Genomic DNA, 20,950 nt, shown 5'->3' with positions numbered 1-20,950 from the left:
GGGCGCCATGGACGAACTGGAGCCAGCAGGCCCGCGACGGAGCGACGTGGACGCGCAAGCCGCACTTGAGTCCTGGCTGAAGGTGTCTCGCTCGTTGGTCGACGATCTGCCGCTCACCAACACCCTGGACGTGATCGCGCAGGTCGCGCGCGACATGACCGGCCACATGTGCGCCATGGTGGCGCTCGCCGACGAGCGGGCCGAACGTCTGATCGTGCAAGGGGCGGCCGGCCTGCCACCGGAGTACCTCGCCATCACCAACGAGCTGAACCCGCTGATGGTTGGCGATGGGGTGGGTCGCTCCGAGACCCCGTCCGCTCGCGCGTTCAGGACGGGGGAACCTGTGACAGTGCTGGACATGTTCGCCGATGACGACCTCGTGGACTGGCGGCAAGCTGCGGCCAGACAGGGCTATAGGTCGATGGTGAGCATTCCTTTGGGAGGGCCGGGGGAACTGGGAGCACTCACGGTTTACGCGGAGTCACCCGGCGGGTTCCAGCAGACCCAGATCGATCTGCTGTCAGCCCTGGCCAAGGGCGCCGCTGCCGCCATCGAGATCGTCCGCCTCCGTGGACGCGAGCTGGCCATGATGGCCGAGCTTGAGGAGGTCGACACGATGCACCAGCGCCTCAATCGGGTTGCGCTCGCAGGGAGGGGGCTCGACCACATCCTGCACTCGCTGTCGGAGATGACCGGCTACGACATGTACGTCGAGGATGCTGCCGGCGAGAAGGCCCTCGCGGCGTGGCCACTGGGTCATCGCGGCCCGGAGCTGCCGGCTGTCCAGCGCAAGACGATGCGTGATCGGGCTCGTGAACATTTGGAGATGGACAGCTGGTCACCTACCGGGGACCGGACGGTGTACGTGGCGCCCATCGTGCTTGACGGCGAAGTCGTGGCCACGCTGTGGGGCTCGGGCCAGCAGCGCCCGATGGCTCCCACCCAGCGCCGCATCTTCGAGCGGGGGGCCATGGTGGGTGCCCTCGAGTTGCTCAAGCAGCGTCACGTGCAGGAGGTGGAGTGGCGGATGCGGGGTGACCTGTTCCGTGACCTCATCAACATCGATCCAGCAGGGGCGTCTCGCATTGTCGAGCGCGCTCGTAGCTACGGCCACGACCTGACATGTACGCACGTTGTCCTCGTCGTACGCCCGGACGTGCCTCTGGTCGCGACGGGTGCGAACGGGCCGACCTCGGAGGCGGCGCTTCAGCACGTCATCTCGTGCACCCGATCGATTGCCGCAGGTCGGCCCGGTTCATGGCTGGTGGCGGCCCACGAGGGAGCGGTCGTCATGTTGATGCCCCAGAGCCACGAGGGCACGGAGCTACCGTCGAAGACCGCCAAGGCAATCGTCTCGTTGGTGGCTTCGCGTTCAGACGGATCGATCACTGCGTCCGTCTCGATCGGTGACTCATGCATGTCTCCGCTGGACTATCGATCAGCGACGCATGTGGCGTCGATGGCACTCCGCCTGACGCAGGACGCCGGAGCGAGCGCCCGTATCGTGAACGTGGAAGAGCTCGGAATCTATCGGTTGATGCTGTCGACCCACGAGGCGTCGATGCTGAGCGAGTTCGCCGAGAAGACCCTAGGTCCGCTGCGCCAGCAGCAGGACACCCGCAATGCCGATCTGGTCCAGACGCTCGAGTCGTTCATCGAGAACGACCTCCAGCCCGGCAGAACGGCCACGGCGCTGCACGTGCACCCCAACACGCTGACGTATCGGTTGCGTCGAATCGAGGCATTGACCGGAGTCGCACTACGGAGCAGCCAGGGCCTGCTGGACATCAGCTTTGCCCTTGCCATCGACCGCCTCACGCGCCTGTCCTGATCTGTCCGTCGCTGAGCTGCTGTGGACGCTTTCAGCCGCCGGTGATGAATCGCTGCAGCAGCTTGACCAGCGCCTTCGTCTGGGTGGGTGTGAGGGTGCCGACTCGGATGGTCAAGGCCGCATCGACCAGTTGGCCGGCCCGCGCCAGGACTTCGGGTGCACCCGGCCTGAGGTGCAAAACTTGGGTGCGCCGGTCTCCCTCGAGCCGGCGTCGTTCGAGCAGTCCACGCGCCTCGAGGTCGTCCGCCAGTTGGACCACGCTGGCCCCGCTCACGCCCAACCGGTGGCTGACCTCGGTCTGGGGTGCCGGGCCGAGCGTGGTGACGGTGATGAGTAGACAGAATTGCGCCGGCGCGATCCCCAGCGGCGCCAGGACTTCCGACAGTGACCGGTGAAGTCGCAGGTGAGCGCGGGTGATGAGGAAGCCCACGCTGTCGAGCAGCGGCGCCGGGGTGTCCGATGCCAGCTGGCCGTCCAGGATGCCCAGCAACAGCCGGTGCAGCTCCTCACGCTCGGCAAGGCTCAGGCCCTCGGTCAGCGCGTCCTCGACGTTCGCGGCGTGCCCGCGCCACTGTCGGGCCGCGACCGCACCCTCGGGAGTGCGGGTCAGCAGGTACGACCGCCGGTCGTCGGGGTTGCGGACCCGGTCGATCAGCCCCTGCTCGACCAGGCCTGCTGCGACCTTGGCCATGGTGGTCCGGCTGATGTCGACGGTGTCGGCCACCGATTGCTGGGAACGGGTCGCGTCGCCCGCCAGGGCCAGGAGGGCGGCGTACGCGTGGATGTCGACGCCTCGAGGAAGTACCCGCGCCAGGTTGGCCGAGACCCGCGCCGCGGCGCGCCACATCAGGTAGCCGGGCTGTTCCTCCAGCCCGGGCATCAGCTCGCGGCTGTCGGCGGCCTCTTCGCGGCTCATCCGTGCCCTTCTTCATCGTTAACCACTTGACGATTCTATCAGCATGAGTACTGTACCTAGAGTAATTGTTAGGTAGTTGATGATTAACATCCTGACGATCAAGCCAATCTTACGCACAGGAGCACGATCATGACCAACAACAAGAAGTCCGCACCGCCCCGCGGGGGTGGGTCCCCCGAGTCGCTGCTTGACGCGCGGCCCGAGGAATCCGTGGGGGACGACGACGGCCACGAGGACAGAGCCGCTGAGCCACCCGGGCGTGACCCCAAGTGGTGGACGCTGGTCGCGGTCTGCCTGGGTGTGTTCATCCTGCTCCTCGATGTCACGATCGTGACCGTCGCGCTGGCCGACATACAGGACGATCTGCACGCGAGCCTGTCCGACCTGCAATGGGTGATCGACGCCTACGCGCTGAGCCTGGCGGCGCTGGTTCTGACCGCCGGGTCACTGGCCGACCTCTACGGCCGGCGCAAGGTCTTCGTCATCGGTACGGCGCTGTTCATGGTCGGCTCGATCGCCTGCGGGGCCGCTCAGGACATGCTTGTCCTCCAGCTTTCCCGAGGCGTTCAGGGTATTGGCGGCGCAGCGATGTTCGCCACGGCCCTCGCGCTGATCGCCTCGGCGTTCCATGGTCGCGACCGCGGCGTCGCGTTCGGGGCGTTCGGGGCGACCACCGGAGTGGCCGTGGCGCTGGGGCCGGTCGTCGGCGGGGTGCTGACCAGTGGCATTTCATGGCGCTGGATCTTCTTCGTCAACATTCCGATCTGCCTGGCCACCATCGCGATCACGGCGTGGCGTGTGAAGGAGTCCCACGATCCGCGAGCGGGCCGGCCGGACTGGTCCGGTTTCGTCACGTTCAGCCTCGGGCTGGGGGCGCTGGTCTACGGCCTGATCCACGCCGGTCAGACCGAGTGGGCCAACCCTCGGGTGATCATGTGCTTGACCGCCGCAGTCGTGCTGCTCGCGGCCTTCGTGGTGACACAGCTACGCGGCAGCGACCCGATGTTCGACCTCGGGCTGCTCCGCAAGCCGACATTCACCGGCGGCCTGATCGCGGCGTTCGGTGTCTCGGCCTCGATCTTCTCGCTGCTGACCTACCTGGTGATCTACGTCCAGAACGTGCTCGGCTACTCCGCAGTGGGTGCCGGCGTCCGGCTCCTGTTCCTGTCCGGCGCGGCCTTCGTGGTCGCGACGATCGCCGGCCGACTCACCGAGAAGGTGCCGGCCAAGTGGCTGATCGCGCCGGGCTTCGTGCTCCTGGGCATCGGGCTGTTCCTGCTCAGCGGCATCCAGGTCGACTCCTCCTGGACGTACCTCATCCCAGGGCTGCTGGTCTGCGGCGTGGCGATCGGCATGATCACCACGCCGCTTGCCTCCACCGCGGTCGGTGTGGTCGCGGCGGACCGCTCCGGCATGGCTTCGGGCATCAACTCGACGTTCCGCCAGCTCGGCACCGCCACCGGCATCGCGGTGCTCGGGACGCTGTTCAGTCACCAGGTCGCCGACAACATCCGCTCGGGCCTGGCCGGTACGCCGGCCGCGGACCGGACCGACCAGATCGCCGGCGCGGTCACCGGCGGCCAGACCGACGCGGCCATCCAGGCCGCACCGGCCGGCATGCGAGACCAGCTCGCACAGGTGGCCACGTCGAGCTTCGTTGATGCCCTCAACCACATCACCACCATCGCGATGGCGCTGTCGTTCGTCGTTGCGGCCTGCTGCTTCGTGCTGATCCGGGAGAAGGACTTCGTCCAGTCGAGCGGCGGCCCAGGGACCGAGTGAGCGTCCCAGCCGCGCGGGTACGGTCCGCGAGCTCCGGACCGCGGCTGACGGTGACGGCCCCCTAGGGGTCGTCACCGGCGCGCGACATCGCACTGCCACATGGGGCTATCCCTAGGACAAAGGTGCAGACGTTGGGGATTTCCACGAAGCCTGGATCACATTCATTCTCATAGGTTGCTCGTATGACTTCACCAGAACGCATCGAGACCGGCGCGAAGCTGAGCCGCGACGACGTGGACGCGCTCGCCGCCAAGCACAACCGCTGGGGCCAGTGGGGCGATGATGACGAGCTCGGAGCAATGAACTTCATCGATGCCGACGCCGTCAAGCACGCGGTGTCCCTCGTCCGTACGGGGGAGGTCGTCTCATGCGCAATGAATTACGACATGACAGGTCCGCAGACCGGGTATCTCGGGCGATTCAACCCGATGCACTACATGACGCAGGACGGTGGTGACATCGAGCTCGGAGCGCAGGATCACTTGCCCGGTCTGCGGTTCGCCGACGACGTCATCTCGATGCCCCTGCAGTCGGGCACACACTGGGACGCCTTCAGCCACATCTTCTACAACGATCAGATGTACAACGGCTTCGGTCTCGAGCACGTGACGAGCGCAGGCGCTCGCAAGGGTGCTCTTGAGACGATGCGTGAACGGCTGACCGGGCGCGGCGTCCTCCTGGACCTTCCGCGGTTCAAGGGAGTCGACTGGCTCGACCCGGGCGAAGCGATCCACGGTGACGACGTGCTTGCCTGCGCTGAGGCGCAGGGCGTGACGATCGGACGTGGCGACATCCTGCTCGTTCGGACGGGGCACATGAGCATGTGTCGCGCGCAGGGCTGGGGCGACTACGCCGGCGGGGCCTCACCCGGCCTCAGCCTTGACTGTGCCTCGGTCATCGTCGATCGGGAGGTTGCTGCCGTGGCCTCCGACACGTGGGGTGTCGAGGTCCTTCCCAACGAGACGGACGAGGTGATGCAACCGCTGCACGTGGTCCTGCTCGTGAGCGCCGGCGTCGTGTTCGGTGAGATGTTCGACCTCGAGCGCCTGGCGGACGCCTGTGCTGCTGACGGGGTGTACGAGTTCCTGTTCGTCGCGCCGCCGCTGCCGTTCACCGGAGGAGTCGGCGGACCGCTCAACCCGATCGCGATCCGGTGAGCGCGGTGGACTCGGGCCCCACCCGGGTGCGACTCAGGAACATTTCGAAGCGCTATCCGGGCACCGTCGCGCTCGACGAGGTCAGCCTCGAGGTCCGTCCCGGCGACATCCACGCACTGGTTGGCGGGAACGGCTCGGGGAAGTCGACGCTGATCAAGATCCTCTGCGGTGTGGTCACGACGGAGCTGGGAGGCTCGATCGAGGTCGACGGCGCGTTGGCCGCATCGGAGTCGTGGAGCGCCGCTGATGCTCGAGCCGCCGGTGTGCATGCGGTCCACCAGGACCTGGGCGTGTTCCTCGACCTGAACGTCGGCGAGAACCTCGCGATCGGTGAGGGCTTCGCAGCCAACAGGGTCGGCGCCGTCTCGTGGCCCGACGTGTACGGCCGCGCGGCCGCGCTGATCGAGCGCTTCAGGATCGACGCGACGCCGCAGACACCAATGCGCAGCCTCAACCAGGCGAACCGGACGCTTGTGGCCATCGCGCGGGCCGTGCAGGACGGTGCTCACGACCGCGGTCTACTGATTCTCGACGAACCTACGGCGTCGCTGCCTGTCGAGGAGTCGGACCTCCTCCTGAGCACGCTCAAGGGATTCGCGGCCGCCGGCCAGTCCATTCTGTACGTCAGCCATCGGATCGACGAGATCCTCCGCATCGCAGACCGGGTCACCGTGCTTCGGGACGGCCACAACGCCGGGACGTACGCCGTACAGGACCTGGACGAGTCGTCACTCGTCCAGCTCATTGTGGGCCGCGACATCGAACGTCCGGCACCGAGGCCGCCCATCGCGCGGGGCGAAGAACCGGTGCTGGAGCTGCAGGGCCTCGCCATCGGACCGCTCGAGGGCATTGAGCTGACGGTCGGCGCGGGCGAGATCGTGGGGATAGCAGGCCTCGTGGGCTCGGGGCGCAGCTCTTTGCTGCGCGGTGTGTTCGGCGTGCACCAACCGCGGAGTGGGACGTTGAGGCTGCTTGGTGTGGAGCGACGCTTCACGACGTGCCGGGAGGCGATGGCAGCGGGCGTCGCGTACGTGCCGGAGAATCGCGCCGACGACGCGGCTTTCGCTGACCTGAGCATCGCTGCCAACATCCTGATGCCCGCACTGCACGACTACCGCTCGGTCGTCGGCATGCGGGACCACGCCATCGTGGAGACGGCTCGCCGGATGATGGGTTCCTTCCTGGTCAAGGCGAGCTCTGCTGATGCCTCGCTCATGACGCTGTCCGGCGGAAACCAGCAGAAGGTGATTCTCGCCCGCTGGATGGGCATGAGGCCTAAGCTGCTGCTGCTGGACGAGCCGACCCAGGGGGTCGACGTCGGCGCGCGCGCCGAGATACATGAGCTCATCCGTCGAGCCGCTGACGAGGGGATGGCGGTCCTGATGGTCGCCTCGGACCCTGAGGAGCTCGCTCAGGTCGTCGACCGTGCTGTCGTCCTCCGTGCGGGCCAGATCGCCGTCGAGTTCGAGGGCGACGACGTCTCGGCAGCCCGACTGACCACTGAAATCCACCGCGGGCGAAACGCCGCCGCATGACCGAACAGGCACACATGAGCCACCACATCGAGACCAATCGGCGCAGCCAGTACACCTGGGTCGCGCGCACGCGGTCCTATCTCGGCAGCAATCCGATCCTTCTGCTGGAGCGGGCCGGCCTGATCCTCGCGCTGGCCGTCATGATCGTGGCGTTCAGCTTGAGCAGCATCGGTTCGCTGTTCGTCAGCAGAGCCAACATCGACAACATCCTGATCGGCGGCGCAGTGGTTGGCATTGTGGCGTTGGCCATGCTGCCACCTTTGGTCGCGGGCCATTTCGATCTTTCCGTCGCGGCGGTCGCGTGCGTCAGCAACATCACCGTGGCGTCAGCGATCGGAAACCACGGCGCCCCGATCATCATCGGAGTTCTCCTTGGGATCTTGGTCGGTGGGCTGATCGGTGCAGCCACCGGATTCCTTGTCGCGAAGATGAAGCTGAACGCGTTCGTCGTCTCGTTCGGTGTCTACATCCTGCTGAACGGGCTCACCACGCTGTACACGCACGGGGCGCAGATCGTCGCCGGGATCCCGCCCTCGCTGGGAGGCTGGAGCGGCAGGAATGTCCTCGGCGTCCCGCGTCCGTTCGCCGTGGTCGTCGTCGTGGCTCTGCTGCTGTGGTACGCGCTCCTGCACGTGCGGTGGGGCCGGCATCTGGAGGCGATCGGCTCCAACGAGGGTGCGGCACGCCTGGTGGGAATCAACGTCGACCTGACCGTCTGGGTGGCGTTCATCGTGTCCGGCGGCCTGGCGGGAATCGCCGGAGCTCTGCTCACCTCGACGCTGGGCGCAGGTGATCCCACGGCCGCTCTCTCGTACCTGTTCCCCGCCTTTGCCGCGGTCTTCCTGGGGGCCACCACGGTGCGCCCCGGCCGCTACAACGTCGTGGGAACGGTGGTCGGGGTCTACTTCGTCGGCACCGCGGTCAGCGGCCTCTCGCTGCTCGGAGCCGAGACCTGGGTCCAGCCGACGTTCAACGGGGGCGCGCTGATCCTCGCCGTCGCGTTGTCGACCTACCTCGCACGCGTCAGACAGCGTCGCGAGTCACGTTCGACCATCAGCTCGGGAAATGCCGCGTCTTCCGTCCGGGAGACGCCTCAACTCAGGGATCAAGGCGCCCTGAGATGAATCACCACTTGAAGGAGTGCTCCGCCATGTCATCCATGCCAGAAGTCCACCGAGGTCGCGCTCGACGCCGACTGACCGCTGTCGCCGCCTGCGCCCTGCTCGCTGTCGTCGCGGCCTGCGGTGGAAGTACCTCATCGGGCGAGTCAGACCCCGGCGGCGGCAAGACTGCGTCGGCAGCAGCCTCGTCCGATGCCTTGAAGTCAGTGAAGAAGGGCACCGAGCAGACGCCTCCGACAACGGGGCCGGCCCCAAAAAAGGGGGTCACGATCGTCTACGTCTCGTGCGGACAGGTCGCGCCCGGGTGCAAGGATCCCGGTACCGGCCTCGAGGGGGCTGCGAATGTTCTGGGCTGGACCGTCAAGATCGTCGACGGCAAGTTCAATGTCGGGGGCGGGTACTCGACGGCTTTCCGTCAGGCCATCGCCCTCAAGCCCGACGCGATCGCCACGGGGGGAATCGACTGTGCGCAGGTCAAGCAGTCGCTGGTCGACGCGAAAGCGGCCAAGATCCCTGTGTTCGACATGCTCGGATCAGACTGTGACGCCGACGGAGGAGAGAAGCTGTTCGCGGCAGACATCATCTATCGCGAGGGCGTGACGTCTGCGGCCGACTGGTACGAGGCATACGGGCAGCAGAAGGTCCAGTATCTCGAGGCCAGGCTCAACGGACACGTGCGGCTCATCGACGTCCACTTCAACGACGTGCTTCCGTCGCTCGACAAGGGCGTGCGCAGCGCGATCGCCACGTGCTCGGACTGCAAGATCGTCGCGGACGTCGCGGTCGGCACGGCTGATTCCGCGTCGCCTCAGGGTCCCATCGTCCCGGGAGTCAAGTCAGCGTTGCTGAAGCACCCGGACGCGAACGCGCTGCTGGTCCCGTTTGACACGCAGCTGATGGTCACCGGTCTGCTGCAGTCATTGCAGAACAGCCCGACGGGCAAGAAGCTCGTCGTCACCGGTGGTGAAGGAAGCAGTCCCGCAAGCGTCGAAGCCCTGAACCGAGGCCCTCTGCCCACCGCCCTTATTGGGTACAGCAGCGAGTGGGTCGGGTGGGCCCTCGCCGATGCGGCCAACCGATACCTCAACGGAGCGCCGCAGGCGCCCCAGGGATTCGGGTCGAGAGTCGTCGAGAAGGGTGAAGTGCCCGCGGGTGGCAGCTACGTCGCAGGGGTCGACTTCAAGGCCGCGTATCGACAGGCCTGGGGAAGTAGCAAGTAGTCGTCCCATCCACGCTCGACCGGGGAGCCCGGCGCTGAATGCCGGCGCCGGGCTCCCCGCCCCATCCCCGCACCGCTCGCACCCGTCGTGTGACCAGGCGGAGCGCCAGGCGTCACGACAAGAACAAGGAGAAGTCATGGAAGTCCGAAGGCTTGAAGGCAAGGTCGCTGTCATCACCGGCACAGGACCGGGCATCGCTCGGCAAGTGGCACTTCGGTTCGCGGCCGAGGGCGCGAAGATCGTCGGGTGCGACATCGATCCGGTCTCAGCCGAGGAGACGGTGCGCCTCGTCAGGGCCGGCGGCGGCGAGATGGAGTCCCTTCATCCCGTCGATCTGACGGTCGAGGAAGATGTGCACCGGCTTTTCGAGTTCGCGGTGGAGAAGTTCGGAGGTGTCGACATCGTCGACTGCAATGCGATGCAGCTGCGGATCGGAGCCGTGGAGGACCTGAGCCTGGCCGACTGGAGCTTCACGATCGAGCAGACGATGACTGTGCCATTCCTGACGGCCAAGCACGCTATTCCCCATCTGCGAGCGCGAGGCGGAGGAAGCATGATCCTCATGGGCTCCGTCAGTGGCATGAACATCGGTGCCGGCTACGTGGGAAATATCTCCATCCTGGGCCCCTATGCGGTGGCCAAGGCCGGAGTCATCCGTCTTGCCACCATGTTGGCGAACGAGCTGGCGATCGACCACATCCGGGTCAACACCATCTCGCCGGGCTGCGTGTCCACGCCCAACGGGCTGGCCTTCTACGGCGACGAAGGCTCCGAGGAGCGTCGGGTGACGGAGGGCTCGTCGCTGATCAGTCGGCTCGCCACTCCTGACGACATCGCCAGCGCGGCCGTCTACCTGAGCTCGGACGACGCGTCGTTCGTCACCGGCCACAACCTGGTCGTCGACGGCGGATACATCGCATCCGGTTCGGTGGGGCGGCCGGCGCAGGTCGACATCGATGCCTATCAGTCCAAGCGCGAGGAGTTGTCGGTCGCCGATCACTGGGACACCTCCGGGGCACGCCGTTGATCCGCCGGTGACCGGCTCCCAGAGACGGCGGATCGCCCTCGGCGAGGGGTGCTAGTCAGCGGGGGAGCCAGCGGGATGGAATCGGCAGGCTCGCTATTCGCGAGCAACGTCGCGTTAGATAGGGTGTCGGTCATGGCTGTACCGAACTCCCGACCCGGTGCGGCCCGCCCGGGTGGCCGCACCGCTCGCACGGCACAGGCCGTGCATCGAGCCGTCCTGGGGCTGATTGCAGAGCGAGGTCGCGAAGGTCTCACGATGAAGGAGATCGCCACGGCCTCCGGCATCCACGAAGCGACGCTCTATCGTCGGTGGAGGGACGTCGATACTGTCGTTCTGGATGCGGCAACGTCGCAGATAGTGGAAGAGTTGCCCATTCCCGACACGGGAACGATCAGCGGTGATCTTCACGGTTGGGTTGCTGCGGCAGCCACCGGCCTGGCTCAACCAGGCGGATTCGCCCTGTTCGAAGCTCTGATCCGAGCCGACGTGAGTGGCAGCGGTGGCGACGCTGATACGGTCCGACGGCGTGGTCAGGCGAGGGCCTACATTGCTGAGCGCTCCGCACAGTTGCAGATGGCCATCGACCGCGCGCGCGAGCGCGGTGAGACGGTGCCGGACGTGAGGACGCTCCTCGATCGGCTGCTGGCACCGATCTACGCTCGTGCGGTCTTCGCCTACCGCCCCGCGGACGATGATCTCGAGCAGCTGGTCGACGACGCGCTGCGTATCGGCAATTCCTGACTCGACGGAGCTATCGTCGCGGGCGAGTCTCCCAGGCGTCCTTGATTCCGCGTGTCGCCCGAGTCAGGATCTCGTGAGCGGAGAGATCGCTCGGTAGGGCGCCGGCAGCCGAAGGGTCGGTGAGCAGCTCGATGTCGAACCACCCGAGGTAGCCGGCGTGGTCGAGTGCTCCGAGGATCCGATCGAACCGGATCGCGCCCTCCCCGGGAATGGCTCGGTTCATTCCCGTGTCGTTGCCACGAGGGGCGTCGCCGAATTGGACGATGCTGAACAGGGAGGCATAGGACTCGATGTCGGCCAAGAGGGTTGGCGAGTCGTGGTGATGCCAGACGTCGAAGATGATCCCTACGTTCGGCGCGTCGATCTCCTCGATGAGGAGTGCAGTCTCTGCCAGGGAAGAGACGATGGAGGCCTCGGCGGCGAGGCTTGCGCGGATGGGCTCGATCCCGATCAGGGCTCCGATGTCGGCTGCCGCTGCGCTGACGCGGCGGTATCCGTCCACCACGATCTGCCGCTGCTCAGAGGCTCGAAGCGACTTCTCCACGCCGGTGAGCGTGATGAACTGTGCTGGTCGGAACCGTTCGAACCGGGCGATGGACGTGAGCATCTCCTCGATGCGCAGCTGCGGGTCGGTGCTGCCTCCGAACAGCTCGACGGGAAGGATGCTCGGCGTACCGGGCACACACAAGGTGGCTTGCAGGTTCGCAGCGCTGAGCATTTCGGCGAGCTCCTCGTCCCGGCCTTCACCGAGCTTCTGCTCCTCGACGCCCAGCCCGCGAAGGTCTACTGCGCGGGTGACCGCCACGTCGTCCTCGAACGGTGTGTCCACCAGAGTCATCTGATTGACAGCCAGTCGGCTCGCGAGGTCGGTGCCTCGCGGTCGTCGATCCGTTTCCAGCTCTTGCATGTGTTGATCCCCTCGGTCTGGAGTCGCGTCCGGTGTCTCGCGTCGGCCTGGCGGATGCCATGGCTGCGTGCCAAATACTAATGCGAATACTCTTGCATGAGCGTGGTCTGGGCCATATTCTTTTCAGATAAGGCGAAAACTTTCGCATTAATATGCGCCGCCAAGGGCGCGTGTCGATGCTTCGCTGATCGAGGAGAAACCGGTGATGGAGCAATACAGGCAAGAGGGATCGACAAGCCACGGTGGGCTCGATCTCGTGGCCGATCTCGTGCACGAGCAGGACGTCGAGATCACGATGCGCGATGGAGCTGTCCTGCGTGCCGACGTGTTCAGACCTCTCGGTGACGCCCCGTCGCCCGTGCTCCTCAGCTACGGCGGGTACGGCAAGAACCTTCCCATGCAGCTCGCCTACCCGGCCGCATGGCGCATTCTTCTCGAGCAACAGCCCGAAGTGATGATCGGGACGTCAGGCCAGCTGATGTCCTGGGAGCTGCCCGACCCCGAACGGTGGGTGCCGCTCGGTTACACGCTCGTTCGGGTCGATGCACGTGGTACGGGCCGATCGCCGGGAGTCATGGACAACATGTCGGCCACGGAGGCCGATGACATCTACGACGCCGTCGAGTGGGCTGCTCAGCAGCCGTGGAGCACGGGCAAGATCGGGCTGACGGGCATTTCGTACATGGCGATCGTGCAGTGGACCGCGGCGTCTCGCAATCCGCCTCACCTGGCGGCCATCTGCCCATGGGAGGGCGCGTCGGACTGGTATCGCGACGTGGCACGGCACGGCGGAATTCTCAGCGAGTTCGCTCATACCTGGTACCAGGGCCAGCCTCTCAAGATCCAGCATGGCCGGGGGTCACGAGGCTGGATCAATCAGTTCACCGGAGAGCCTGCATCTGGAGCTGAGGAGCTGACCGACGACGAGCTCGAGCGCAATCGTCGGGACCTCTCGGAAGGGATGCGAGAGCACGAGCTCGTCGGTCAGTACTACCGCGCTCGTTCAGCAAGGTTCGAGGACATCGAGGTTCCTCTGCTCTCGGCCGGCAACTGGGGCGGCGGTGGCATGCACCTGCGCGGAAACGTCGAAGGTTTCGTCAACGCGGCGTCCCCGCACAAGTGGCTTGAGATTCACGGCGGCAATCACTGGACCCGGTTCTACAGCGACGAAGGCGTCGAGCTGCAGCGGCGGTTTTACGACTTCTTCCTGAAGGGGGAGGGCGACTGGGGGGACGAACCGCCCGTTCACCTGCAGATCAGGCATCCGGGTGAGGTGTTCGTCACCCGGAAGGAGACCGAGTGGCCACTCGCTCGCACCGAGTGGACCTCCCTGCACCTTGCAGCCGGCGGTCTGAGTCTCAGCACCGAGGCACCCGCTGTCGAGACGACTGCCACGTTCGAGGCGTTGGGCGCGGGGCTTGACCTGCGGACAGCTCCGTTCGCCGAGGCGACGGAGATCACGGGCCCTCTGGCGTGCCACCTCTGGGTCTCGTCGAACCAGACAGACGCGGATGTGTTCGTCTCCCTGAGACTCTTCGACCCCGAAGGCAGTGAGGTGCTGTTCGAAGGGTCCGTGGATCCGCTGATGGCTCTGACGCAGGGTTGGTTGCGCGCGTCGCACCGTGAGCTCGACCCACGCAGGTCGCTGCCCTACAGGCCTTATCACCCGCATGACCGTGAGCTCCCCTTGACTCCGGGCGAAGCGGTCGAGCTGACCATCGAGGTGTGGCCGACATCGATCGTGGTGCCCGAGGGTTACCAGCTGGGGCTCACGATCCTCGGCCGCGACTTCGACCACGGCCGACGCGACGCGCCGGAGGGGATGATGCCCTTCGAGTCGACCGGTGTGGGTCCGTTCACCCACGCCGACCCGGTCGACCGGCCCTCGGACCGGCTCGCGCAGGCGCAGATCACCGTGCTGACCGGACCGCAGCACCCATCCAGGCTCCTGGTGCCGATCATCCCCGACGTGAATGCCTCGAGCGGCCCAACGACCATCGAAGGGATCGAGCAGTGATCAACCACGTGATGATGTTCTGGTTCACGCCCGCCACCGAGCCAGCAGAACGCGATGACGTTCTCGACGGGATTCGACACTTCTGCGACATCCCGTCGGTCCGCCGTGTCGTGGTCAGCGAGAATCGGGAGTTTCCCGAGACGTCGGCACCGTTCACCCACACGGCGATCCTGAGCTTCGACGACAGGGAGGGGCGCGACGAGTTCTTCGTCGACGAGCGGCATCGGGCGCTTCGCCACCAGGCCATGGCAGTGTTAGGGGACCTCAAGACGATGAGCGTTCCCGATCACGAGGGACACGATCTCGAGCGCTTCGCCGAGATGCTGCGAGACGCCGAGCGAAGCCGGGTGCCCATTGACCCGCTGACGGAGCAGGAGCCGGGGCTGAGCGCCGGTGACGCCTACCGCATCCAACAGATCAACGTGGCGCGGAAGATCAGCGATGGCGCAGAGGTCGTGGGCCAGAAGGTCGGACTGACGGCCGTCGTCATGCAGGAGCAGCTCGGTGTCGACGAACCGGACTACGGCGTGCTGTTCGCCGACATGATCGTCGGGAACCAGGAACCGATGTCGGTCTCTGTGATGATCCAGCCCCGCGTCGAGGCCGAGATCGCCTTCGTGATGAAGCACGAGCTCCGCGGCCCAGGGGTGACCGAGGCGCAAGCACTCTCGGCGGTGTCGGGTGCTCTGCCGGTGATCGAGGTGATCGACAGCCGGATCACCGACTGGAGGATCAAGCTGCCCGACACGGTCGCGGACAACGCCTCCTGCGCACGCGTCGTTCGCGGTGCAGATGTGACGCCGCTCGAGGGCCTCGACCTAGCACAGATCGAGCTGGTCCTTTCGGTCGACGGCGAGCCCGTCGCGACTGGAGTCGGCTCGGCGGTGCTCGGCAACCCGATCCGCGGCGTCGTATGGCTCGCGAACAAGCTCGGTGAGCTGGGCGGATCCCTTCGCCCGGGAGACCTCGTCCTTGCCGGTGCACTGCATGCATCCCTGCCGGTCAAGGCAGGGGAGTCGGTACGTGCAGAGTTCACCGAGATCGGCGCCGTCACGGCGCAGTTCTCCGCGTGACGCCAACAGATCACATCACCAGGTCCACCGAGAGGGACATGAGCATGAGTCACACAACGAAAGTCGCGATCATCGGATCGGGCAACATCGGCACAGACCTGATGATCAAAGTGCTGCAGAACGCCAAACACCTCGAGATGGCGGCGATGGTCGGCATCGATCCGGACTCCGACGGGCTGGCCCGTGCGGCTGGCCTGGGTGTCGCGGTCACGCACGAGGGCGTCGAGGGCCTGATGGCCCTGCCCGGGTTCGACGACATCGAGATCGTGTTCGATGCGACCTCCGCCAAGGCGCACGTCGCCAACGCCGCGAAGCTCGCACCCCTCGGCAAGCGGCTGATCGACCTGACCCCGGCGGCCATCGGCCCGTTCGTCGTGCCCGCGGTCAACCTCGAGGAGAACCTCGCGGCCCAGAACGTCAACATGGTGACCTGCGGCGGTCAGGCGACGATCCCGATCGTCGCGGCGGTCTCCCGGATCACGAACGTCGCCTACGCCGAGATCGTCGCCTCGATCTCATCACGCTCGGCCGGCCCCGGCACCCGCGCAAACATCGACGAGTTCACCGAGACGACGTCGCACGCGATCGAGCAGGTCGGCGGAGCCGAGCGGGGCAAGGCCATCATCATCCTCAACCCGGCCGAGCCCCCGCTGATCATGCGCGACACAGTGTTCTGCCTCATCGACGCCAGCGACCCATCGGTGCATGATCAGATCCGCGAGTCGATCGTCAAGATGATCGGCGACGTGGCTTCGTACGTACCGGGCTATCGCCTCAAGCAGAACGTGCAGATCGACGCGCTCGACGGCGACCAACCTGTGCACACCCTCCTCGCGGAGGGTTCGTCGAGCCGGCCGACCCACCGCGTCACGGTGTTCCTGGAGGTCGAGGGCGCCGCCCACTACCTACCCGCCTACGCCGGCAACCTCGACATCATGACGTCGGCTGGCCTCCAGGTCGCCGAGCGCATGGCCCAGCACAAGGAGAACCTCTCATGACCCGCCTCTTCATCCAGGACGTGACGCTGCGCGACGGCATGCACGCGATCCGTCACCGGATCACGCCCGAGCGGGTTGGCACGATCGTCGCGGCCCTCGACCGTGCGGGCGTCGACGCGATCGAGGTCGCTCACGGCGACGGGCTCACCGGCGGCTCGGTCAACTACGGGCCTGGGTCCCACAGCGACTGGGAGTGGATCGAGGCCGCCGCTGCCAACATCACCAACGCCCGCCTGACGACCCTGCTGCTGCCGGGTGTCGGAACGATCGACGAGCTCAAGCGCGCCTATGCGCTGGGGGTGCGCTCCGTTCGCGTAGCGACCCACTGCACCGAGGCCGACGTGTCGGCGCAACACATCTCGACCGCCCGCGAGATCGGCATGGACGTCTCGGGCTTCCTGATGATGAGCCACATGGCCGAGCCGGCGCAGCTGGCCGAGCAGGCGAAAATGATGGAGAGCTACGGGGCGCACTGCGTCTACGTCACGGACTCGGGCGGTCGGCTGACGATGGACGGCGTGCGGGACCGCGTGCGCGCGTACCGGGACGTGCTCGACGAGGGGACCGAGATCGGCATCCATGCCCACGAGAACCTGTCGTTGTCGGTGGCCAACTCGGTCGTGGCGGTCGAGAACGGTGCCGTACGCGTTGACGCGTCGCTGGCCGGTCACGGCGCAGGGGCGGGCAACTGCCCCATCGAGGCGTTCATCGCCGTCGCCGACATCACGGGCTGGGATCACGGCTGTGACATCTTCGCGCTGCAGGACGCCGCCGACGACATTGTCCGGCCGCTGCAGGACCGGCCAGTCCGGGTCGACCGCGAGACGCTGACCCTGGGATATGCGGGCGTCTACTCCAGCTTCCTGCGGCACGCGGAGGCCGCCAGCGCGCGCTATGACATCGACGTCCGCTCCATCCTGATGGAGGCGGGACGCCGCAAGCTCGTGGGCGGCCAGGAGGACATGATCGTTGACATCGCGCTCGACTTGTCGGGATCGGAAGCTTCCGCAGGTTAGCTGCTGGCGAGCGGGGCTCACGTCCGCAGCGCCTCGGTAGGAGACATCCGGGCGGCCAGCATGGCTGGGTAGAGGCCCGCTAGGGTGCCGATCGCCATCGCCCCCGTGAAGCCTCCGGCCATTGCGGGCAGGGGGATGATCGGGGGCCAGCCGTGCAGGACGGCGAACCCGGCCGTACCGAGACACCCCAGCAGCAGGCCGACTGCTCCGCCGAGGGTGGACAGGGCGATCGCCTCGGTGACGAACTGGAGCCGGATGTCGAGTCGGGTGGCACCCAGCGCCTGCCGCATGCCGATCTCGCGGCGACGCTCCAGGACGCTGACGATCATCGTGTTGGCGACGCCGATGCCACCGACCACCAGAGCGACGACGGCCAGGCCGAGGAACAGCGCCGAAAACGTCCCTTGCGTGGCTCGCTTGGCCGCCAGCACGTCCGAGGGGCGCGAGACGCTGATCATGCCGGCCAGCTCGGGCTCGAGGGTCGCCGGCAGCACGCGGGCGACGGCTTCGACCTGCGACTCCTCCGCGCGCAGGTAGACGACGGTCGGGTGCCCGTCGAGGCCGAGGGCCGCCTTCGCCGTTGACCAGTCGACGAGCGCCGCCTGGTCGAGCTCGGGTGCCAGCGGCACGGGGGCGAGAACACCGACGACAGTGAGCCAGGTGGAGCCCGCCAGGACTCGCACGGGACGTGTGGGGTCGACGCGCTTGATACCGAGCCAGTCGGCGGCGCTTCGGCCCAGCACCACCGTCGGGAGCCCCGCGGGTGACAGGAACGTCCCCGAGCTGACCTTGCCGCGCACGACGTCGACGAGGTCGGGGGTGGCGGCCAGGGCCACGATCCCTACGGTCTGGTTGGGCTCGGCCAGGTCAGTGCGCAACACCCGTGCGCCCAGGTTTGCGACCGCCGAGGCGGTCTTGACCGGTCCGATCCGCCGCACCATGGCGGCCGCGTCGACCGGCAGCTCGGGAGGGTCGTCGGTGGCCGATGAGGCCTGGGCGACCAGCACGTCGGTGCCGAGCGCCGTCAGCCGGCGGTCGAGGTCGGCTTGTCCGCTGGCTGGGATGCCGGTCACGAGCGCGAGCGTCGCGATACCGAGCGCGATACCGGTCGCGCTCATCACCGTGCGGCCGGGTCGCCGGGTGACCCCGAGCCAGCCCAGGGCGACGGTGTCGATGAGGCGGCTCATGCGCTCAGCCGCCCGTCGCGGATCTCGATGCACCGTGAGAAGATCGCGGCGATCGCGGGATCGTGGGTGATCAGCGCGATCGTGGTGCCGCCGGCGTTCAGCTCGCTGAACAGCTCGAGCACGGAGCGGCCGGTCTGCTGGTCGAGCGCTCCCGTCGGCTCGTCGGCCAACAGTAGCGATGGCCGGTTCACGACCGCGCGGGCGATGCCGACGCGCTGCCGCTCCCCGCCGGAGAGCTCCTGGGGACGGTGGCCGGCCCGTGCTGCGAGGCCCACGCGGGCCAGAGCCTCTGCGGCCACTGGACGCCGTTCTCGCCGGGGCGTGCCGGTGTAGACCAGGCCTGTCGCGACGTTCTCGAGGGCGGTCAGGCGGTCATCGAGATGCGCCTGCTGGAAGACGAATCCGAGGTCGTGGGCGCGCAGCCGGCTGACGTCGGCGTCGGCCATCGATGTCGTCTCGTGGCCCGCGACGTGAACCGTGCCGGTGGTCGGGCGATCGAGCGTGCCCATCAGGTGCAGCAGCGTCGACTTGCCGGAGCCGGACGGTCCTACGATGGCCAGGTCGTCGCCGGCCTCGATGCGCAGGTCGACGTCGCGCAGGGCGTGGACACCGCCGGGGTACTCCTTGCCCACGCCCTCGAGCAGCAGCACGCTCATCGCGCGACCACGACCTTGGCGCCCTGCTCGATGCCGGTCACCTCGACGTCGCCGTCTGCGACGAGACCCAGGGTCACTCGGACCAGCTCCCCGTCGGGGCGTTCGAGGCCGTATCCGCCGCCGGCGAGCGCCAACAATGCCCCGACCGGGACGTGTAGGACGTCGCGGCGGGCGGCGATCACGAGCACGCCGGTGACGGGGGCCGCAGGGCCCAGGTCGGCTTTCCGGGCGGCCCGCACCGTGATCGGCACGGCGGCCGGTGCCCCCGACTGAGGATCCTGGACCGGCAATCCCACGGCCGTCACGCGTGTCTGCACCGTCGTGCCGTCGGCCAGTGTCACCTCGACGCGTCGTCCCACGGCGACCTCGACGCCTTGGGGCACGTCGAGCGTCACGACGCTGCGTGTGCTCGTCACGCTCAGCACGTCTGCAGCCGCAGGGCTGCCGACTGTCGCCGTCACGCCTGCGATCCGCAGCGTGCCGCGGCTGACCGCGACGGTGTCCGGTCCGAGCACGCCGGTGCGCACGCCGTCGTGATCGGCCTGCCAGCGCTGGACGGCAGTGACCAGCGCGCCCGCGTAGACGGCACCGTCCGTCGGGCCGTTGTAGTAGCCCAGGGCGGCCAGGTTGGCGGCCACCAGATCGACGTCGTTGCCGCGCAGCGGGCCCACCGGGGGTTGGTCGCCCCCGTCTCCTTGGCCGTCCTGGCCCTTCTTGTCGGACGACTTCGGCGGTGCCTGCGGGGGAGCCAGCTCACGGTAGAGCGGCAGGCTCCCGTGGAACAACGCGACGGGCTGATCGTCCACCCGGTACAGCTGCTCACCGCGCGCGACGGTGTCACCAGGCGATGGCAGCCACGTGATGATGCCGTCGCCCGATCCGGTGATGGTGCGCGGGACGCTGTGGCCGACTTGGCCTGTCAGCCGTTGCTCCTGGCGGATCGTCCCCCTCTCGACCGTGACGGTGGGGCGCGCGGCGGTGCGCTTCTTCGCACCCTCGGGTCCCCGATCGGCGACCGCCCAGGCCGTCCCGCCGACGATGGTCACCGCGGCGACCAGGGTGGCGAGCCACACGCGTCTGTTCATCGCTGGAACGCAGTGAGAAGGCAGTCCTTCTCGAGTCGGACGCTGTCCTCGGGGACGGAGTGACCACTCTTGTACGTCCAGTCGAGGTTCTCGTCGTTGAGCAGCGTGACGTGCAGGCCGCCCTCCTCGAGGCAGTCGACGTAGGCCAGCGACTGGTCGTGGAAGCGGGGGTTGCTGCGGGCCTCCAGCTCGACGGGCATGACGGGCAGCTTCGACAGGCAGGCTGCGCTCGCCGCGGCGGGCACGGGGTCGCCGACGAGTGGGCCGACGGGTTCGCCGTCCGTGCCCTCGCCAGAGGCTGCCACGGCACCGCTTCCGGCGCCGCCCCCGCCTTCGCCTGGCTTGATCTCGGGGGCCCCGTTGTCGATCAGGCACTGATTGTAGGCAACCTGGATCGTCGTGCGGCGCTCGTCGGTGTCGTCGAGCCGGAACCGGGGGCGTCCCGCTGTCGGGCCGGACTCGTCGGCCACGCCGCCGGATGCGGCAGGCCGGTTCGGGGCCTGCGAGGAGGCGGTCGGGTCAGGGACTTCGGCGACTCGGGGGCCGTCGGATCCCGATGAGCACGCGGTCAGCAGGGCGGTCGCGGCGAGGGCCGCACACAGGTGGAGAGGTTTCATGGACACGAGGCTGCCTGGCAACTGTCAGGAACCTGTCAGGACAGTGTTCGATGCTGGTCAGCGA

Annotated in this window: 18 protein-coding genes; 12 read left to right on the top strand and 6 right to left on the bottom strand. The window is 67.3% G+C overall.

The genetic code is table 11. The annotated features are described in order from the left end of the window. The first annotated feature begins 7 nt into the window (after window positions 1-7). Complete coding sequence (locus ACXJKC_RS08350) at window positions 8-1,831, top strand: helix-turn-helix domain-containing protein (protein ID WP_456696241.1); 1,824 nt, start codon at window positions 8-10, stop codon at window positions 1,829-1,831. Window positions 1,832-1,862: 31 nt separating this feature from the next. Here the strand turns inward: ACXJKC_RS08350 and ACXJKC_RS08345 are convergent, their stop codons facing one another. Beyond that, window positions 1,863-2,747, bottom strand: a complete 885-nt coding sequence (locus ACXJKC_RS08345) for a MarR family winged helix-turn-helix transcriptional regulator (protein ID WP_456696240.1) — start codon at window positions 2,745-2,747, stop codon at window positions 1,863-1,865. A gap of 129 nt (window positions 2,748-2,876) precedes the next feature. On the opposite strand from ACXJKC_RS08345, the gene ACXJKC_RS08340 reads away from it, so the two are divergent. The 7 genes from ACXJKC_RS08340 (at window position 2,877) to ACXJKC_RS08310 (ending at window position 11,330) form a co-directional block, all read left to right on the top strand. Next, complete coding sequence (locus tag ACXJKC_RS08340; RefSeq protein ID WP_456696239.1) at window positions 2,877-4,529, top strand: MFS transporter; 1,653 nt, start codon at window positions 2,877-2,879, stop codon at window positions 4,527-4,529. 182 nt (window positions 4,530-4,711) lie between these two features. Then, entirely contained in the window at window positions 4,712-5,686 is a 975-nt protein-coding gene (locus tag ACXJKC_RS08335; protein ID WP_456696238.1) for a cyclase family protein, read from the top strand. Continuing rightward, window positions 5,683-7,221 carry a sugar ABC transporter ATP-binding protein gene (locus ACXJKC_RS08330; protein ID WP_456696237.1) on the top strand — a complete coding sequence of 513 codons (1,539 nt, stop codon included), beginning with the start codon at window positions 5,683-5,685 and terminating at the stop codon, window positions 7,219-7,221. Before ACXJKC_RS08335 ends, ACXJKC_RS08330 begins: the two co-directional genes overlap by 4 nt. Beyond that, a complete protein-coding gene (locus tag ACXJKC_RS08325) occupies window positions 7,218-8,345 on the top strand; it encodes an ABC transporter permease (protein ID WP_456696236.1) in 1,128 nt (375 codons plus the stop codon). The genes ACXJKC_RS08330 and ACXJKC_RS08325 overlap by 4 nt, the downstream gene beginning before the upstream one ends. A 26-nt stretch (window positions 8,346-8,371) precedes the next feature. Then, the gene (locus tag ACXJKC_RS08320) at window positions 8,372-9,562 is read left to right on the top strand and encodes a sugar ABC transporter substrate-binding protein (RefSeq protein WP_456696235.1); all 1,191 of its coding nucleotides are present in this window, start codon (window positions 8,372-8,374) and stop codon (window positions 9,560-9,562) included. Between the two features lie 136 nt (window positions 9,563-9,698). Continuing rightward, complete coding sequence (locus ACXJKC_RS08315; protein WP_456696234.1) at window positions 9,699-10,589, top strand: SDR family NAD(P)-dependent oxidoreductase; 891 nt, start codon at window positions 9,699-9,701, stop codon at window positions 10,587-10,589. Window positions 10,590-10,721: 132 nt separating this feature from the next. Beyond that, window positions 10,722-11,330: a TetR/AcrR family transcriptional regulator C-terminal ligand-binding domain-containing protein gene (locus tag ACXJKC_RS08310; protein WP_456696233.1), complete on the top strand. Its 609-nt coding sequence runs from the start codon at window positions 10,722-10,724 to the stop codon at window positions 11,328-11,330. Window positions 11,331-11,340: 10 nt separating this feature from the next. Here the strand turns inward: ACXJKC_RS08310 and ACXJKC_RS08305 are convergent, their stop codons facing one another. Next, window positions 11,341-12,237, bottom strand: a complete 897-nt coding sequence (locus ACXJKC_RS08305) for a sugar phosphate isomerase/epimerase family protein (protein WP_456696232.1) — start codon at window positions 12,235-12,237, stop codon at window positions 11,341-11,343. Window positions 12,238-12,442: 205 nt separating this feature from the next. Here ACXJKC_RS08305 and ACXJKC_RS08300 point away from each other — a divergent pair, with 205 nt between their 5' ends. From ACXJKC_RS08300 to dmpG, 4 genes are read left to right on the top strand one after another with little or no spacing between them, the layout of a single operon-like run. Then, complete coding sequence (locus ACXJKC_RS08300; protein WP_456696231.1) at window positions 12,443-14,254, top strand: CocE/NonD family hydrolase; 1,812 nt, start codon at window positions 12,443-12,445, stop codon at window positions 14,252-14,254. Next, complete coding sequence (locus ACXJKC_RS08295; RefSeq protein WP_456696230.1) at window positions 14,251-15,327, top strand: fumarylacetoacetate hydrolase family protein; 1,077 nt, start codon at window positions 14,251-14,253, stop codon at window positions 15,325-15,327. Before ACXJKC_RS08300 ends, ACXJKC_RS08295 begins: the two co-directional genes overlap by 4 nt. A gap of 44 nt (window positions 15,328-15,371) precedes the next feature. Next, window positions 15,372-16,325: an acetaldehyde dehydrogenase (acetylating) gene (locus ACXJKC_RS08290; RefSeq protein ID WP_456696229.1), complete on the top strand. Its 954-nt coding sequence runs from the start codon at window positions 15,372-15,374 to the stop codon at window positions 16,323-16,325. Next, window positions 16,322-17,341 carry a 4-hydroxy-2-oxovalerate aldolase gene (gene dmpG, locus ACXJKC_RS08285; RefSeq protein ID WP_456696228.1) on the top strand — a complete coding sequence of 340 codons (1,020 nt, stop codon included), beginning with the start codon at window positions 16,322-16,324 and terminating at the stop codon, window positions 17,339-17,341. The genes ACXJKC_RS08290 and dmpG overlap by 4 nt, the downstream gene beginning before the upstream one ends. A 17-nt stretch (window positions 17,342-17,358) precedes the next feature. Here the strand turns inward: dmpG and ACXJKC_RS08280 are convergent, their stop codons facing one another. From ACXJKC_RS08280 to ACXJKC_RS08265, 4 genes are read right to left on the bottom strand one after another with little or no spacing between them, the layout of a single operon-like run. After that, on the bottom strand, window positions 17,359-18,528 hold the full coding sequence (locus tag ACXJKC_RS08280) for an ABC transporter permease (RefSeq protein ID WP_456696227.1): 1,170 nt from the start codon (window positions 18,526-18,528) through the stop codon (window positions 17,359-17,361). Next, complete coding sequence (locus ACXJKC_RS08275; RefSeq protein ID WP_456696226.1) at window positions 18,525-19,184, bottom strand: ABC transporter ATP-binding protein; 660 nt, start codon at window positions 19,182-19,184, stop codon at window positions 18,525-18,527. Before ACXJKC_RS08275 ends, ACXJKC_RS08280 begins: the two co-directional genes overlap by 4 nt. Beyond that, window positions 19,181-20,269, bottom strand: coding sequence for a peptidoglycan-binding protein (locus tag ACXJKC_RS08270; RefSeq protein ID WP_456696225.1), 1,089 nt, complete (start codon window positions 20,267-20,269; stop codon window positions 19,181-19,183). The genes ACXJKC_RS08275 and ACXJKC_RS08270 overlap by 4 nt, the downstream gene beginning before the upstream one ends. Then, complete coding sequence (locus ACXJKC_RS08265) at window positions 20,266-20,886, bottom strand: hypothetical protein (RefSeq protein WP_456696224.1); 621 nt, start codon at window positions 20,884-20,886, stop codon at window positions 20,266-20,268. Before ACXJKC_RS08265 ends, ACXJKC_RS08270 begins: the two co-directional genes overlap by 4 nt. Between the last annotated feature and the right edge of the window lie 64 nt (window positions 20,887-20,950).

The sequence above is a fragment of the Aeromicrobium sp. P5_D10 genome (genome assembly GCF_054049535.1).
Note: the sequence above shows the minus strand (reverse complement) of the source record. Positions and strands in the feature narration are given on the sequence as shown.